This window comes from Aminobacter ciceronei, from assembly GCF_014138625.1.
Classification (GTDB): domain Bacteria; phylum Pseudomonadota; class Alphaproteobacteria; order Rhizobiales; family Rhizobiaceae; genus Aminobacter; species Aminobacter ciceronei.
On sequence record NZ_JACJHY010000028.1, the window covers coordinates 66,092 to 80,784 of the forward strand.

Annotated in this window: 15 protein-coding genes; 8 read left to right on the plus strand and 7 right to left on the minus strand. The window is 63.6% G+C overall.

Going from position 1 to position 14,693, the window contains the following annotated elements:
- Positions 1–35: 35 nt before the first annotated feature.
- Positions 36–1,043, plus strand: coding sequence for a stealth family protein (locus HNQ95_RS24725; protein ID WP_182575507.1), 1,008 nt, complete (start codon positions 36–38; stop codon positions 1,041–1,043).
- On the opposite strand, the gene HNQ95_RS24730 is transcribed toward HNQ95_RS24725, so the two are convergent.
- Positions 1,021–1,815, minus strand: a complete 795-nt coding sequence (locus HNQ95_RS24730; RefSeq protein ID WP_182575506.1) for a helix-turn-helix domain-containing protein — start codon at positions 1,813–1,815, stop codon at positions 1,021–1,023. The two genes, HNQ95_RS24725 and HNQ95_RS24730, sit on opposite strands and share 23 nt — an antisense overlap.
- Before the next feature lie 132 nt (positions 1,816–1,947).
- Between HNQ95_RS24730 and HNQ95_RS24735 the strand changes: the two genes are divergently transcribed.
- Entirely contained in the window at positions 1,948–2,352 is a 405-nt protein-coding gene (locus tag HNQ95_RS24735; protein ID WP_182575505.1) for a hypothetical protein, read from the plus strand.
- Between the two features lie 13 nt (positions 2,353–2,365).
- Here HNQ95_RS24735 and HNQ95_RS24740 read toward each other — a convergent pair whose 3' ends face one another.
- Both HNQ95_RS24740 and HNQ95_RS24745 read right to left on the minus strand, forming a co-directional pair.
- Positions 2,366–3,223, minus strand: coding sequence for a uracil-DNA glycosylase (locus HNQ95_RS24740; protein WP_182575504.1), 858 nt, complete (start codon positions 3,221–3,223; stop codon positions 2,366–2,368).
- 37 nt (positions 3,224–3,260) lie between these two features.
- Positions 3,261–3,875 carry a carbohydrate-binding protein gene (locus HNQ95_RS24745; protein ID WP_246340960.1) on the minus strand — a complete coding sequence of 205 codons (615 nt, stop codon included), beginning with the start codon at positions 3,873–3,875 and terminating at the stop codon, positions 3,261–3,263.
- A 290-nt stretch (positions 3,876–4,165) separates the two neighbouring features.
- Here HNQ95_RS24745 and HNQ95_RS24750 point away from each other — a divergent pair, with 290 nt between their 5' ends.
- Positions 4,166–5,848 (plus strand): electron transfer flavoprotein-ubiquinone oxidoreductase, encoded by a 1,683-nt coding sequence (locus HNQ95_RS24750; protein WP_067964288.1) that lies wholly within the window; start codon positions 4,166–4,168, stop codon positions 5,846–5,848.
- 76 nt (positions 5,849–5,924) lie between these two features.
- On the opposite strand, the gene HNQ95_RS24755 is transcribed toward HNQ95_RS24750, so the two are convergent.
- Entirely contained in the window at positions 5,925–6,959 is a 1,035-nt protein-coding gene (locus HNQ95_RS24755) for an endonuclease/exonuclease/phosphatase family protein (RefSeq protein WP_067964286.1), read from the minus strand.
- Between the two features lie 209 nt (positions 6,960–7,168).
- Between HNQ95_RS24755 and HNQ95_RS24760 the strand changes: the two genes are divergently transcribed.
- Both HNQ95_RS24760 and HNQ95_RS24765 read left to right on the plus strand, forming a co-directional pair.
- Positions 7,169–7,771, plus strand: a complete 603-nt coding sequence (locus HNQ95_RS24760) for a DUF922 domain-containing Zn-dependent protease (RefSeq protein ID WP_067964284.1) — start codon at positions 7,169–7,171, stop codon at positions 7,769–7,771.
- 127 nt (positions 7,772–7,898) lie between these two features.
- Positions 7,899–9,059 carry a hypothetical protein gene (locus HNQ95_RS24765; protein WP_182575503.1) on the plus strand — a complete coding sequence of 387 codons (1,161 nt, stop codon included), beginning with the start codon at positions 7,899–7,901 and terminating at the stop codon, positions 9,057–9,059.
- A 27-nt stretch (positions 9,060–9,086) separates the two neighbouring features.
- On the opposite strand, the gene HNQ95_RS24770 is transcribed toward HNQ95_RS24765, so the two are convergent.
- Complete coding sequence (locus HNQ95_RS24770) at positions 9,087–10,589, minus strand: AMP nucleosidase (protein WP_182575502.1); 1,503 nt, start codon at positions 10,587–10,589, stop codon at positions 9,087–9,089.
- A gap of 64 nt (positions 10,590–10,653) precedes the next feature.
- Positions 10,654–10,848, minus strand: coding sequence for a hypothetical protein (locus HNQ95_RS24775; protein ID WP_067964277.1), 195 nt, complete (start codon positions 10,846–10,848; stop codon positions 10,654–10,656).
- Between the two features lie 327 nt (positions 10,849–11,175).
- Here HNQ95_RS24775 and HNQ95_RS24780 point away from each other — a divergent pair, with 327 nt between their 5' ends.
- Positions 11,176–11,898 carry a glutathione S-transferase family protein gene (locus HNQ95_RS24780; RefSeq protein WP_182575501.1) on the plus strand — a complete coding sequence of 241 codons (723 nt, stop codon included), beginning with the start codon at positions 11,176–11,178 and terminating at the stop codon, positions 11,896–11,898.
- An 87-nt stretch (positions 11,899–11,985) separates the two neighbouring features.
- On the opposite strand, the gene HNQ95_RS24785 is transcribed toward HNQ95_RS24780, so the two are convergent.
- Positions 11,986–12,327, minus strand: coding sequence for a DUF2147 domain-containing protein (locus HNQ95_RS24785; RefSeq protein ID WP_067964273.1), 342 nt, complete (start codon positions 12,325–12,327; stop codon positions 11,986–11,988).
- A gap of 438 nt (positions 12,328–12,765) precedes the next feature.
- On the opposite strand from HNQ95_RS24785, the gene HNQ95_RS24790 reads away from it, so the two are divergent.
- Together HNQ95_RS24790 and HNQ95_RS24795 are read left to right on the plus strand one after the other, a co-directional pair.
- A complete protein-coding gene (locus tag HNQ95_RS24790; RefSeq protein WP_067964272.1) occupies positions 12,766–13,032 on the plus strand; it encodes an SEL1-like repeat protein in 267 nt (88 codons plus the stop codon).
- Positions 13,033–13,440: 408 nt separating this feature from the next.
- Positions 13,441–14,562: an ABC transporter substrate-binding protein gene (locus tag HNQ95_RS24795; RefSeq protein ID WP_067964270.1), complete on the plus strand. Its 1,122-nt coding sequence runs from the start codon at positions 13,441–13,443 to the stop codon at positions 14,560–14,562.
- The last annotated feature ends 131 nt before the right edge of the window (positions 14,563–14,693 follow it).

Sequence of the window (14,693 nt, forward strand, 5' to 3'; positions counted from 1 at the left end):
TCTGAGGCGACTGAATTCCCGTCGAAGGGCGAGCCATGACTTTGAACGCATTTTCCGACCCGATCGACGTCGTCATGCCCTGGGTCGACGGCAGCGATCCTGTCCACCGTGAAAGCCTGCTGCGCCACTGGCCGAAGCGGCCATGGCTGAGGCCGGCATCCTGTCGTTTTCGCGAGAATGGCGAGTTGCGTTATGCGCTGCGGTCGATCCATTTCCATCTGCCCTGGGTCCGCACCATCCATCTCGTCACCAACGGTCAGGTGCCGTCATGGCTCGACCTCGATCGTCCCGGCATCAACCTCGTCACCCATGCGGAATTCTTCGCCGAGCCTTCCGGCCTGCCGGTGTTCAGTTCCAGCGCCATCGAAGCCAATCTGCACGGCATCGGGAGGGCCGGTGTCGCCAATCGCTTCCTGCTGTTCAACGACGACTTCTTCGTCGGCCAGATGGTATCGAAGGAAGAGTTCGTCTTGCCCGATGGTCGTGCGCGGCTTCACGTCATGGCGGCGAGGCTGCCACGGTTTCGGCTGCGGGCGGATCGCTACATCAGGACGCTCGCCTTCAACAATCTGCTTTTGTGCCTGGCGTTCCGCCGCAGGCGCTGGTCCTACCCGCCGCATGTCCCGCTGCTGCTGGAACTCGACAAGCTGGCCTGGCTGCACGACCGCTTCGGCTTCTGGCTGCGCCGCACGGCGCGGCATCGTTTCCGCCAGAGCACGGACGCGTCGGCGAAGGTGCTCTACATCAATGCCATTGCCGAGCGTGATCGCGGCCGCGCCGACGGCGTCGTGCAGGTGAAGCTGGTACAGGAGAATGTCGTGGCCGTCCGGGACGACGAGGCGTTCAGTCGGTCGCTGGCAGGCCTGGTCGCAGCACCGCCGGCCTTTTTCTGTCTCAATGACGAGATCGACGACGAGGCGCGTGCCGGTGTCAGGGCCGTGGAGATGCAGGCAGCCCTGGCGGCGATCTTTCCGGACCCGTCGCCGTTCGAAAAGGATCGTGTCTTATCGCGGCCTGACGCTATTGAACGGCCAGGCACCTGAGCCGCGCCGCCGTCTCTTCGTCGGCGGGGAAGAAGGATTCGATGGCGATTTCCGACAGAGTCACGTCGAGCGGCGTGCCGAACACGGTGATCGTGCTGATGAAGGACAGCACGTCGTCCCCGACGCGCAGCCGGAGCGGATGGGCGATCGCCAGCGGATCGGCCTGCAGCGGCCGGCCCTGGCGCGGCCCGTCGGGATAGGTCAGCAATTCCTGCTCCAGCGCCTTGAGCACCGGGTCGCCTGCCGTGTCGTTCTGGTGCTTCAGCCGTTCGAGCAGATGCGAGCGCCATTCATGCAGGTTGACGATGCGCGGCGCCACGCCTTTCGGGTGCAGGCTGAGCCGGAGCACGTTGACCGGCGGCTCGAGCAGGGCGGCATCGACGCCGGCAAGCATCGGGCCGAGCGCCGCATTGCCCTCGATCAGGTTCCAATGCCGGTCGACCGCGATGGCGGGGTAGGGCTCATGCCCCTTCAGCACCATGCGCACCGCCTCCATGGCGGGTGCCAGCGAGGGGTGGTCGAGCGGTTTTTCGCTGAAGCTCGGTGCGTATCCGGCGGCGAGCAGCAGCTGGTTGCGCTGGCGCAGCGGGATTTCGAGCTGTTCGGCCAGATGCAGTACCATCTCGCGCGACGGCGCCGAGCGCCCGCTTTCCATGAAGCTCAGATGCCGTTGCGAGATTTCAGCTTCCATCGCCAGGTCGAGCTGGCTCATGCGCCGCCTGGTGCGCCATTCGCGGATGAGGTCGCCTACGGAGTTTTGTGTGTTTGTCATGCCGCCACACTAAGCAGAGGCAATTCTGATTGCTATTACCTCAAGCGTAATCGCATTGGTTCAGCGGCGGTGAGATGTTCGGTTTCAGGAAGGCGGTCGCAGACAGCCTCCACAACCGAACAGGAGCCAGCCATGTCCATCACCGTCACCCCCTTCCTTCGCAACGTCCTCCATGCTGATGCGCTGATCAGCGGCGCGGCCGGCCTGCTGATGATGCTTGGCACCCCGCTGTTGTCGCCGCTGCTCGAACTGCCGGCGCAACTGCTGTTCTGGGCAGGCCTGGTGCTGGTGCCCTTCGTTGCCATGCTGGTGGTCATCGCCCGCCGCGCCACGGTGTCGAAGCTCGTCATGATCGACATCATCGCCATCAATGTGCTGTGGGTGGTCGCCAGCTTCGGCCTGCTCGTCAGCGGTGTCGTGGCGCCGAATGCACTCGGCATCGCCTTCGTGGTTGCCCAGGCGCTGGCGGTCGCGGTCTTCGCCGAACTGCAGTTCATCGGCATCCGCCGCGCCACGTCAGTGGTCGCGGCTGCCTGATCGGCGACAAAAGCTAGAGGCTGCCGAGTTGCCGCAGCTTCGCCTTGACCTCGAGGAAATCCCGCCACGCAAGCTTCTTGTGGGCGGGATTTCTCAGCAGATAGGCCGGGTGCAGCGTCGGCATGACAGGGATGACGGTGCCGTCTGCCGTGACATGGTTTTTCCAGCTGCCGCGCAGTCTCAGAATTCCGTCCTGCGAGCCGACCAGCAGCTTGGCCGAGGGGCCGCCAAGCGTCACCAGCACCTTGGGCCTGGCAAGGGCGATCTGGCGCTCGACGAATGGCCGGCAGATCTCCGTTTCATGCGGGGTCGGCGTGCGGTTGCCGGGCGGACGCCACGGAATCACGTTGGCGATATAGGCTGATGTCCTGTCGAGCCCGATCGCTGCAAGGATGCGGTCGAGCAATTGGCCCGAGCGGCCGACGAACGGCAGGCCTTCGAGGTCCTCGTCGCGGCCGGGCGCTTCGCCGACCAGCATCAGATCGGCTTCGGGGTTGCCGTCGGCAAAGACCATGCTCTTGGCCGTGGCCTTCAGATTGCAGCCCTCGAAACCTTCCATGATCTGCTTGAGCTCGTCGAGCGTTGCTGCCTTGGAGGCAAGTTCGCGTGCCGCGGCGGCCTGCGCCTCGTCAGGCACGGCGGCAACCGCTGCCGGTCGCGGCTGAGGCGGTGCCGTGGCAGGGGCGGCGCCGGGGCGGGGCGCCTCGGCCGCCCTGTCCGCCAGCTGCCGTGATGCCGCCAGGCGCTGCTGGGCGTTTTCGGCAAAGCGGTCGATCGGGTCGTCGACAAGCGCATCATCGACCCCCGCCGCCGCATAGAAGGCGAGCAGATCGCGCAGATCCGGAGGTTCGTTTCCCGAAAGTGAGGCCATTGGCACAGTTACGGCGTTACGCCGCCGGTTTGCAAGTTCACGAGGACGGAATGCGCGGGTCCTGCACCAGATAAAAGCGCCAGCGTGGTGTGTAGTCGGTGACCAGGAAGCTGAAGCCGGCAATTGCCAGCGGGTCGACCTTGCCGTCGATGAAGCGCAGCCGGTCATATGGTTCGAAGTCGCGGCTGTACTGGGCGAAGCTGTCGGAGGAGATGTTGACGTTGTCGGTGCGGCGCTGGTCGAAGGACAGCCCGTCGCCGAACACGCTGGCCTGGCCTTGCTGCTCCTGCAGCTCGAACTCGAATTCCACCCACGCCTGGCCGCTGTTGTTCAGCGCCTCGATGCGCATGAACATGATGCCATTGGCATAGAAGCCCGAGCTGTCGAAGGGCCGGATCGGCCGGGTCGTGCGGATCGTCAGCGTCACCGGCGTCGACGAATCCAGTTCTTCCCTGATGACGAAGGGGTCTTCCCTGGTGCCGGTTCCCGAAACGCCGGTGATCTGGAAGCCGCCGAGTTCATCGGAAAACGAATAGGCCCCGGCATTCCAGACCTTTTGACCGGCCTCGGTCTCCTGCGAGCGACCTTCGCTGACAAGACATGTCGCAATAAGAAGGGCAGCCCCAGCCAGGATGTGGCGTTTGGGGTGCAAGCGCTCCAGTCCGGTCCTGCAAGGCACGTGTTGGCGCATATGGAATCAATGGACGAAAAGGCTGTTGAACAACACCTGTTTCGTGACAGTACGGGCCATAACCCACAGCCGAAAGGTGAAATCTTTTGACCTTTACGTTAACGTAAGATAATTCATTGCTCGGAGGAGAGCGTCGTTAGGCCAAACAGCCGATGTGCGGATTGGTCCGTTTGACGTTTGCCGACGATGCGCTATGCAGCGCTTAGCTACAGATTGCCCCTGGGACAGGGCTAGCCAACGCGGAGGGATTGATGAGCGATATCGAACGCGAGAGCATGGAATTCGACGTTGTCATCGTCGGTGCAGGTCCGGCGGGTCTGGCGGCGGCGATCCGGCTCAAGCAGGTCAATCCCGAACTGTCCGTCGTCGTGCTCGAAAAGGGCGGCGAGGTCGGCGCTCACATCCTGTCCGGTGCCGTCGTCGATCCGATCGGCATCGACCGGCTGCTGCCCGACTGGCGCGACGACAGCGACCACCCGTTCAAGACGCCCGTCACCGACGACCACTTCCTGGTCCTCGGGCCGGCAGGTTCGGTCAAGCTGCCGAACATGTTCATGCCGCCGCTGATGAGCAACCACGGCAACTACATCGTCTCGCTCGGCAATGTCTGCCGCTGGCTGGCAACGAAGGCCGAGGCGCTCGGCGTCGAGATCTATCCCGGCTTCGCCGCTGCCGGCCTCATCTACAACGACCAAGGCGCCGTCACCGGCGTCTACACCGGCGACATGGGTGTCGAGCGCGACGGCTCGCATGGCCCGTCCTTCGCGCCCGGCATGGCGCTGATGGGCAAATATGTCCTGATCGGCGAGGGCGCCCGCGGTTCGCTCGCCAAGCAGCTGATCGCCAGATACGATCTCGGCGCCGGCAAGGAGCCGCAAAAATTCGGCATCGGCCTCAAGGAACTGTGGCAGGTCGCGCCCGAGCATCACAAGCCGGGCCTCGTCCAGCACTCCTTCGGCTGGCCGCTCGATTTCAAGACCGGCGGCGGCTCGTTCCTCTATCACCTCGAGGACAACATGGTTGCGGTCGGCTTCGTCGTCCACCTCAACTACAAGAACCCCTATCTGTCGCCCTTCGAGGAGTTCCAGCGTTTCAAGACGCATCCGGCGATCCGCCACACCTTCGACGGCGCCAAGCGCCTGTCTTATGGCGCGCGCGCCATCACCGAGGGCGGCTACCAGTCGGTGCCGAAGCTTTCGTTCCCCGGCGGCGTGCTGATGGGCTGCTCGGCCGGTCTGGTCAACGTTCCGCGCATCAAGGGGTCGCACAACGCCGTGCTGTCGGGCATGCTCGCCGCCGAGCACGTGGCGGAGGCCATCGGCGCCGGCCGTGCCAATGATGAGCTCGCTTCTTATGAAGCCGCATGGCGCTCGACCGACATCGGCAAGGATCTGAAGAAAGTCCGCAACGTCAAGCCGCTGTGGTCGCGCTTCGGCACCATCCTCGGCGTCAGCCTTGGCGGCCTCGACATGTGGCTCAACACGCTGTTCGGCGTCTCGCCCTTCGGCACGCTGAAGCATGGCAAGTCGGATGCCCAGTCGCTCGAGCCGGCGTCGAAGCACAAGAAGATCGACTACCCCAAGCCTGACGGCGTCCTGACCTTCGACCGCCTGTCGTCGGTGTTCCTGTCCAACACCAACCACGAGGAAGACCAGCCGGTCCACCTCCAGGTCAAGGACATGGAGCTGCAGAAGCGCTCGGAATATGGCGTCTTCGCCGGCCCGTCGAGCCGATACTGCCCGGCCGGCGTCTATGAGTGGGTCGACAAGGACGGCAATTCGATCGCCGGCGATCCCGGCCACGCCGACGCCAAGTTTGTCATCAACGCGCAGAACTGCGTCCACTGCAAGACCTGCGACATCAAGGATCCCAACCAGAACATCAACTGGGTGCCGCCGCAGGGCGGCGAAGGGCCGGTCTATCCCAACATGTGAGCTGGCAAGCAGCACATGACGATTTCAGCGGCCCGGGGTCATCGACTTCCGGGCCGTTTCCGTCTGCGGGGCGATCTCAGCTGTGCGGCGGCTCGCCGGTCTCGATCCTGACCGTCTGCGTCTCGCTGTCTTCCGGATGGGTGGCGCTGTCGCGGAACGAGAACTCGATCAGCAGCGGACGGTGGTCCGAGCCGGCATCCTCGCCCATCGTCACCGCGTGGACCAGCACGTCGCCCTTGGCCATGACATGATCGATGGTCAGCCCGGCGAAGCGCATGAAGTCGGGCAGCATGAAGGTCAGCCAGGTGCGGCCGGCAGCCGGCATCAGCGTCAGTCCGCCGAGCCTGGCGACGCGGGCGACCGCGGCACTCCACGGCGTGGCGTTGAAATCACCGCCGAGAATGGCGCTCTCGCCAAGCGCTGCGAGATTGCCGCTCAACTCGCCAATCTGCTGCGATTGCTCGAACGGCCAGGGCCAGCCGAGATGGATCGACACCACGTCGCTTGCCCGGCCGCCGAAATCGACCTTGGCCGTTGCCAGCGCGCCGCCGCCGAAGCACTGCGGCTGACTGCCTTCAACAAATGGCCGCCGCGACAGGATCGCCGAGCCGAAGATGCCGTTCGGATAGGGGCACATCATGCGGTAGGGGTAGCGCGCAAACAGCGGCTGCAGCTTGCCTTCCCACATCGCCGACACCTCCTGGAAGGTGATGACGTCGGGCTGCCAGCGACCGACAAGCGACAGCACCTTCTCAGGCTGGGTGTTCTTGAAGCGCAGGTTCATCTGCAGCATCTTGTAGACCGGCCGGCCATCGGCGCGCGGCTGGAACGCCGCATGCACAGGCCCGAGCCCGGGCAAAGGCAGCGAACTCGAGGTGGTGGACAGGGCTGCGGCACCGAATGCCAGCGCAGCAACGGCCTGCCAGCGCAGCGAGGTCAACAGCAGCGGCAATGCCGCCAGCATCATCGCCACCGCCAGGTGCACCCTGAAATGCGCAAAGGAGTCGAGCGCCGGATGCCAGGCGCCGAAGAAGCCGGCGACCAGCGGCACCGACAAGATCATCATCGCCAGGAAGCAGGCGATCCTGCCCAGTCTGTAGAACGTCGTCATTCCAGTTTCATGTAGCAACAAATGCGGCCCATTGATGATCGATTATGGGCCGCTTGCGCTTTGCTGGAAAGCTCCGTCGGCGAGGACGGGCAAGGTGGCAGCGCTGGCGACCGGCGGTTGAAATGCCGGGCGACTTGTGAGACCGATGGCCGGGAAATCGGCATCGATGCGCTCGTGATGCGCAACTGATCGGCCTTGTGGAGACTGGAATGAATTCGACCGCCCATCGCTGGCTGCGCGCATGTGCGGCGCTGTTCGTCATGGCTCCCTTTGCCGCGCATGCCGAGGGGCAGGTGGTCGAGCAGGTCAAGACCTACGCAATCTCGGGAAGCACGGCCCCCGAGCTCTACGCCTCGATCGGCGAGCGCGGCCCGAAGGCCGGCATCGGCCGCGCCATCGCCCACACCAATTTCAAGCTTACATGGCAGCGCAACTACGTGCCGCAAGGCGACGGCTGCACCTTGGTTTCGGCAAAGCCCAAGCTGATCATCACCTACACCTTGCCCAAACCGTCCGGACGCCTGCCGGACGGGCTGAAGCAGCGCTGGGACGTCTTTTACGAAGGCGTCCGCCGCCACGAGCTGGTGCACGGCCAGATGATCAAGGACATGGTGGCGACGATCGAGCGGACCACCATCGGCCTCTCTGTGCCGGGCGATCCCGGCTGCAAAAAGATCAGGCAGGAGATCATCAAGCCGCTGTCGGAGGCGTCGCTGGCGCAACGCCAGCAGAGCAGCGACTTCGACCGCGTCGAGCTCAACGATGGCGGCAACGTCCATCGCCTGATCCTGTCCTTCGTCAACGGGCAGTGATCTTGCCCGCCTCGGGCGCAAAGCTCTATGACGCAAGGGGATTCTTAACCACAGCTTGTGGTTGCGCTGGAAGTTAACCTTGCTTTTGCGGCCAAATGGCACCGTTGCGGTGAGGCGAGGTGCAACCATGACCGGCAGGTACACCAACAACATCCAGGCAGCGATCCTCTATGAGGGCGGCGACGAGATCTATCCGTCGCCGCATCTCAACGCCTTCCGCAAGGCGATGCTCGAGAGGCAATTGCCGCTCAACGTCGTCCAGGAGGACCGCCATTTCGTCCTGATGAGGGGCCCCGGCGAATTCCAGATCCTCGTCACCTATTTTCCCCGGCCCGCCGATGCGGCGGTTTTCGCCCCGACCCTCGGCTCCGCGGCAACCACGCTGCTGATGCCGGATGCCCGGGAGCGCGTGCGCCGGCACACCGCGCATGTCCTTGTCGAGGTCCACCATGGCGTGATGGGCGGCGTCACCGACAATCCTGACATTGCGGGCTTCTTCAGCCAGATCGGCATGCAGCGCCCGGGGGCGACGCTGCGCGAATTCAACATGCGCGTCGAGATCCTCGGCGAGGTCTGCCGCCACCTTCTCAAGGTCCAGCCCGCCAGCGCCATTCACTGGACCCAGAGCAACATGCTGATCGCCGGCGAGCAGTTCACGGCGTTTCTGGACCAGCCGCAGCCCAGCATGCTGACCGTCCATCCCAAGCTTTTCGCCGGCGAGCCGGCGCCCGGTTTCAACGAACAACCGGCTGGCCTGCTGACCCTGGGCGGCGCCGACTATATCGGCCGCGAAGTCTATGTCGCACCGGCGCCCATTCCGTGGATCGATCTTTACGACGCAGCGCTTGCCTTCATCCGCGTCGCCATTCAGCCCAATGGCTATGTCGTCCCCGACGACGAGACCTTCGGTCCCGAAAACGGCGACTATTCCTATCGTGTCCGGCATGTTGCTGCCGAGCAGCACCCGATCGGCATGCGCGAGCCGTGCTACGCGCTGACCCTGCGCTTCTCCCGGCAGCACAGCTACACCACGATGGAACATGAGAGCCGCACGCTGGTCCCAGGCGGCATGCGCTCGGTCGCCGCCTCGGTCGAGCCTGACCGGGACAAGCGGCGCGAATTGATCGCCGATTGGGAGCAGAAGGAGCGCACGGCAAAGGCCGTGGGCAACAGCCTGCAGCTCTACCGCAAGGGCGAGGGCGGCTCGGACGAGCCGCCTGCAGGATCGCCGCCGCGTTTCGGCGGCGGCTTTGTCAGACGCACCGCCGTCTTCGGCCGCAAGCACTAGGCTGCGGCCGAGCTCTCGGTCGGCAGCTTACTGGAACGCCGTCTCGGCGAAGCTGCGCAGCTTGCGCGAATGCAGCCGCTCATTCGGCATTTCGGCCAGCTTTTCCATGGCGCGGATGCCGATGGTCAGATGCTGCGCCACCTGCCGCTTGTAGAACTCGGTCGCCATTCCCGGCAGCTTGAGCTCGCCATGCAGCGGCTTGTCGGACACGCACAGCAGCGTGCCGTAGGGCACGCGGAAGCGGAAGCCGTTGGCGGCGATCGTCGCCGACTCCATATCGAGCGCGATGGCGCGCGACTGCGACAGCCGCTGCACCGGCCCGCGCTGGTCGCGCAGTTCCCAGTTGCGGTTGTCGATGGTGGCGACGGTTCCCGTCCGCATGATGCGCTTGAGGTCGTAGCCGGACAGGCCGGTTACTTCTGCCACGGCCTCCTGCAGCGCCACCTGCACCTCGGCCAGCGGCGGGATCGGGATCCACACCGGCAGGTCGTCGTCGAGCACGTGGTCTTCGCGGACATAGGCATGCGCCAGCACATAGTCGCCCAGCGCCTGGGTGTTGCGCAGGCCGGCGCAGTGGCCGAGCATCAGCCAGGCATGCGGCCTGAGCACGGCGATGTGGTCGGTAATGGTCTTGGCGTTGGAAGGACCGACGCCGATATTGACCATGGTGATGCCGGCATGGCCCGGCTTCTTCAGGTGATAGGCCGGCATCTGCGGCAGCCTTGCCGCCGGCGTGCCTTCCGATGGCGCCGATTGGCCCGCCTTGGTCACCACGCCGCCCGGCTCGACGAATTCCGTATAGCCGCCGACGCCCTTGGCCATCAGGTCACGGGCCAAAACGACGAACTCGTCGATATAGAACTGGTAGTTGGTGAACAGCACGAAGTTCTGGAAGTGATGCGGCGTCGTGGCCGTGTAATGCGCCAGCCGGTGCAGCGAATAGTCGATGCGCTGGGCGGTGAACACGGCCAGCGGGCGGGATTCGCCCGGCATGATCTCGAAGGTGCCGTTGGCGATGTGGTCGTCGGTGCCGTCGAGATCCGGCACGTCGAACAGGTCGCGGATCGGCCGCTGGATGCGGTCAGCGGCGGCACCGTCGACATGGGTGCCCTCGAGGAAGGCGAAATGCAGCGGGATCGGCGTCGTCGATTCCGAAACCGTCACCGGGCCGCCATGGTTGCGCATGATCAGCTTGAGCTGCTCGGTGAGGTAGCTCTGGAACAGGTCCGGCCGGGTGATCGTGGTCGAGAAATGCCCCGGGGTCGGCATGTGGCCATAGGCCTGGCGCGAGTCGACCTGGGAGTAGGATGTCGTGGTGACGCCGACTTCGGGATAGCAGGCGCGGAACCTGACATTGGTGTCGGCGCCGGCTGCCAGCGAGGCGAAGGCGTCGCGCAGGAAGGCGGTGTTGCGCTCGTAAAGCGCCTGCAAGGCAGCAACCGCCTTGTCGGCATCAGTAAAGCTCTGCCGAGGAAACGGCAGCGGCGAAGAGATCGATTCGATAGGTTGAGGATAGATTCGCTTTTCCATGACCTATTATAGAGATCAATTATGACGGCTGCGAGAGGTCTCGCGGCGCGTCCTTTCAAATCTCTCAGGTGCGCTGCAGGCTGACCAGGAGCACGAAGCCGACGCCGCTCTTGCGGGCGGCAGGTGCCTCGATGGTCGAGCCGTAATCGGCGCGAAGCTGCGGAACGGCCAGCACCGGAGCGGCAAGGACCATCAGGATCATGGCGGCGCGCGGCAGCAGCCGGAGCGTCTTCTTGATCTGGGTTGCGGTGCGGGTCATTGGCGTTGCTTCTTTTCGATCTTGTGTTGCGTCGTTACTTCTTCACGATTTCCCAGGAGCGGGCAGGGCGGCTGGTCTCTGCCACCAGCGTTGCGAACATGATCCCGAACAGGGCGCTGAGCAGGCAGACGATGGTGAACCGGCGGGCGAGCATTGGTGTCTTCTCCTTCGATGGATCGGACTATGCCAAGCTGCGACTGAACGGGTTCTGAGACCTCCGTTCATCTTCGGTTCAAATTTATTGACGAGCCTTGATGGGTCCGCAGGGTTGTGTTTCGCCCCGCTGCGCATATCTCCTGAGCAACGCTCACCAACGGAGACTGCGGAATGACCAGCCAGACATTGCCGATCGAACTCTATTACTGGCCGACGCCCAATGGCTGGAAGATTTCGATCATGCTGGAGGAACTGGGCGTTCCTTACACCGTCAAATACATCAACATCGGCAAGGGTGAGCAGTTCGAGCCGTCATTCCTCAAGATCGCGCCCAACAACCGCATGCCGGCGATCATCGACCCGGAAGGGCCGACCGCTGACGGCAAATGGGGCGGCGCGCCGATCTCGATCTTCGAATCCGGGGCGATCCTGCAATATCTCGGCCGCAAGTTCGGCAAGCTCTATCCCTCGGACGAGCGCGGCCGCGCCGAGGTCGATCAGTGGCTGTTCTGGCAGGTTGGCGGCCTCGGCCCGATGGCCGGCCAGGCCCATCACTTCCGGCAATATGCGCCGGAGAAGATCGCCTATGGCATCGATCGCTACACCAATGAGGTCAACCGGCTCTATGGCGTGATGAACAAGCGCCTCGCCGATAGCGAATTCCTTGCCGGCGACTATTCGATCGCCGACATCGCCTCGCTCGGCTGGGTCAAGCCTTACAAGAACCAGGGCCAGGAGCTCGAGGACTTCCCGCATCTCAAGCGCTGGTTCGACACGTTGCTGGCTCGTCCGGCAGTGAGCCGTGGCCTCGCCGTCGGTGAGGACCACCGCCGCAACCTCGCCGACGACAAGGAAGCCCAGAAGGTGTTGTTCGGCCAGCGCGCCAGGGCCTGAACGCGCAGACAGCGCAAAAACGAATGGGGGAGGCAGCGCCCGCCGGCACTGCCTCCCCCTGATACTGACGACTGTTTCCTGGTCGCCTTACAGCTTCTTCCAGTTCTGCGTCTTGCAGATCAGGCCGCCGAGCACACAGCCGCTCATCTTGAGCGTCGAGCCGGCGACCGAGGCCTTGCCGGTATAGGTCTTGTCATTGGCCGGGTCGGTGATCTTGCCGGCATAGGTGCCGCCATTGGCATTGAAGGTGCCGATCTTCTTGCCGGCGTGCTTGCCGTCCTTCAGCGTGATGCAGAAGCCGCCGCCGCAGGGCGTGATCGCGGCAGTCGATCCGGCTTCCGTCTTCCAGTTGCCTTCGATCGGATCGGCATAGGCCGCACCCGCCATCATCAGGGTGGCCGCGATGGCCAGGCTCATCTTGCGAAGCATTGAAGTCCTCCCGGTTGAATTGTCGCCCACAGGCACTCTCCCTGCCTGACATTTACGCAAACGTAAGCGTAATGCAGCCGTCGGCAAAACGAAAGTGGTGCCGCTGGGTTAGTTTTGAGCCTTTTTGAGACCGCCGAAAAGCGCCATCCGGGTGCCGAAGTTCATCCCTGGCTATCGATCAATGTGCCGCGTGGTTATCAAAGACTTATCCGGCGACTGGAGAATTTTCATCGCATTTTCTGCAAATTCCAGCTGCCGCAAGGACTCCTATCCTTAATGAATTCCGAGCTTTACCCTTTGTTTTCAGTTTGTTTTCTTCGAGTTAAGCAAGCCATTTAACGGCGGATTCAAGGCTCCCCGGCATTCTCGGAAGCATCGAAAGGGCAGCTCCGGAACACCACCGGGCCGGCTCTCAGGAGACAGGCAGGGGATAAGAAAATGGCACGTTTCGAAATCTTTGACGCTGGCTTCGGCGCGATGGGAACCACCGCTCAGGCCGACATTCTTCTCGAACTCGGCATGATGTATGCGACCGGCCGCGACTGCGAGGTCGACGTGGTTGCCGCCCACAAATGGTTCAACATCGCCGCGATCAAGGGTTCGGCCCGGGCGGCCGCCCTGCGCTCGGAGCTCTCCGGCACGATGTCCAAGCTCGACATCGTCAAGGCGCTGCGCGAAGCGCGCGAATGGATGACGATGCACTGATCAAGCTTCTTCGGGGGAAGAGCCGGGGCGCCGGGATGGCAGCCCCCAATTCCAAGAGCGCACTGCTTGAAGGACGAGCAAGATGTGCCAGGGACATGACCTCCAGCATGTCTCATCACCAGCTGGACCGAGTTAGACAGGGCAGGCGAATGTCCGACGGGCCGAAGATGCTCGCGGCGCTCTCCACGAAAAAGGCCGTGACCGATCACATAAGATCGGCGCGGCCTTTTTGTTTTGGCCCCATGGCGTGGCAGCATCGTTCGGCCACCGCATTGCCCGCCGCCCCGTTTGCAGGCACAACATCCTGACGCCGATGCGCCAAGACAAGTCCCGGTCGCAATGACAGCTTTCGGCGATTGCACGCATGACGCGATCCGGGGAAACCGGAGCGTCCCAGGGAGGGTAACAATGCATTTGAAACGTACATTTGGCGCGGCACTGGTCGGCCTGTCGCTCAGCGCCGGCGCAGCCTACGCGCAGGATATCGGCATTGCCGTAGCCGGCCCGATGACCGGCCAGCTCGCCAATATCGGCGACCAGTTCAAGCAAGGTGCGGAAGCCGCCGTCAAGGCGATCAACGAAAAGGGCGGCGTTCTCGGGCGCCAGCTCAAGCTGTCGATCGAAGACGACGTCTGCGATCCCAAGCAGGCGGTTTCGGTCGCCAACCGCATCGTTGCCAACGGCATCAAGTTCATCGACGGCCACGCCTGCTCGGGCTCGAGCATCCCGGCCTCCGCCGTCTATGCCGAGAGCGGCGCGCTGATGATGTCGCCGGCATCCTCGAACCCGGTCTTGACCGACGACGCCGCCAAGAAGGGCTGGCCGACGATCATGCGTCTCTACACGCGTGACGACGCCCAGGGCGCCTTCATCGGCCCGTGGATCGCCGAGACGTACAAGGGCAAGAACGTCGTCGTGCTGCACGACAAGAGCGCCTACGGCCAGGGTGTCGCCGACGCCGTCAAGGCGACGATGAATGCCGGTGGCCTGACCGAAGTTCTCTACGAAGGCATCAATGCCGGCGAGAAGGATTATTCGGCGCTGGTCACCAAGCTCAAGGAACTCAAGGCCGACGTCGTCTATTTCGGCGGCTACCACCCCGAAGCCGGCCTCATCCTGCGCCAGTCGGCCGAGCAGAACTTCAAGTATCAGCTGATCATGCCCGACTCGATCGCTTCGCCCGAGTTCTGGCAGATCGCCGGCCCGGCCGGCGAGGGCACGCTGTTCGTGTTCCCCTCCGACCCGCAGGCCAAGCCCGAGGCCAAGGAAGCTGTCGAGAAGATCAAGGCCGGCGGTTTCGTGCCGGAAGGCTTTACCCTGTTCTCCTACGCCACCATCCAGGCTTTCGCGCAGGGCATCGAGCGTGCCGGCACGGATGATCCGATGAAGGTCGCCGAGGCGCTCAAGGATGGCAAGCCGATCAGCACCGTCGTCGGCGATGTCGTCTTCGACGAGAAGGGCGATCTCAAGAACGCCAGCTATGACATCAACCAGTGGCACGACGGCAAATACGCGCCGATCAAGCAGTAAGCCGTCTGGACGCATTCAATGGCCGGGCACGTCCCGGCCATTGTGGCAGTAAGCCACAGAGATGCATTCAATGGCCGGGCACGTCCCGGCCATTGTCGTTTTCACGCGCTTGGCGCAAAATGAGATTTTCG

Bases quoted from the DNA above. Each gene is read 5' to 3' on its own strand.
- HNQ95_RS24725 (WP_182575507.1), top strand. From the start codon at position 36: ATGACTTTGAACGCATTTTCCGACCCGATCGACGTCGTCATGCCCTGG.
- HNQ95_RS24730 (WP_182575506.1), bottom strand. From the start codon at position 1,815: ATGACAAACACACAAAACTCCGTAGGCGACCTCATCCGCGAATGGCGC.
- HNQ95_RS24735 (WP_182575505.1), top strand. From the start codon at position 1,948: ATGTCCATCACCGTCACCCCCTTCCTTCGCAACGTCCTCCATGCTGAT.
- HNQ95_RS24740 (WP_182575504.1), bottom strand. From the start codon at position 3,223: ATGGCCTCACTTTCGGGAAACGAACCTCCGGATCTGCGCGATCTGCTC.
- HNQ95_RS24750 (WP_067964288.1), top strand. From the start codon at position 4,166: ATGAGCGATATCGAACGCGAGAGCATGGAATTCGACGTTGTCATCGTC.
- HNQ95_RS24755 (WP_067964286.1), bottom strand. From the start codon at position 6,959: ATGACGACGTTCTACAGACTGGGCAGGATCGCCTGCTTCCTGGCGATG.
- HNQ95_RS24760 (WP_067964284.1), top strand. From the start codon at position 7,169: ATGAATTCGACCGCCCATCGCTGGCTGCGCGCATGTGCGGCGCTGTTC.
- HNQ95_RS24765 (WP_182575503.1), top strand. From the start codon at position 7,899: ATGACCGGCAGGTACACCAACAACATCCAGGCAGCGATCCTCTATGAG.
- HNQ95_RS24770 (WP_182575502.1), bottom strand. From the start codon at position 10,589: ATGGAAAAGCGAATCTATCCTCAACCTATCGAATCGATCTCTTCGCCG.
- HNQ95_RS24775 (WP_067964277.1), bottom strand. From the start codon at position 10,848: ATGACCCGCACCGCAACCCAGATCAAGAAGACGCTCCGGCTGCTGCCG.
- HNQ95_RS24780 (WP_182575501.1), top strand. From the start codon at position 11,176: ATGACCAGCCAGACATTGCCGATCGAACTCTATTACTGGCCGACGCCC.
- HNQ95_RS24785 (WP_067964273.1), bottom strand. From the start codon at position 12,327: ATGCTTCGCAAGATGAGCCTGGCCATCGCGGCCACCCTGATGATGGCG.
- HNQ95_RS24790 (WP_067964272.1), top strand. From the start codon at position 12,766: ATGGCACGTTTCGAAATCTTTGACGCTGGCTTCGGCGCGATGGGAACC.
- HNQ95_RS24795 (WP_067964270.1), top strand. From the start codon at position 13,441: ATGCATTTGAAACGTACATTTGGCGCGGCACTGGTCGGCCTGTCGCTC.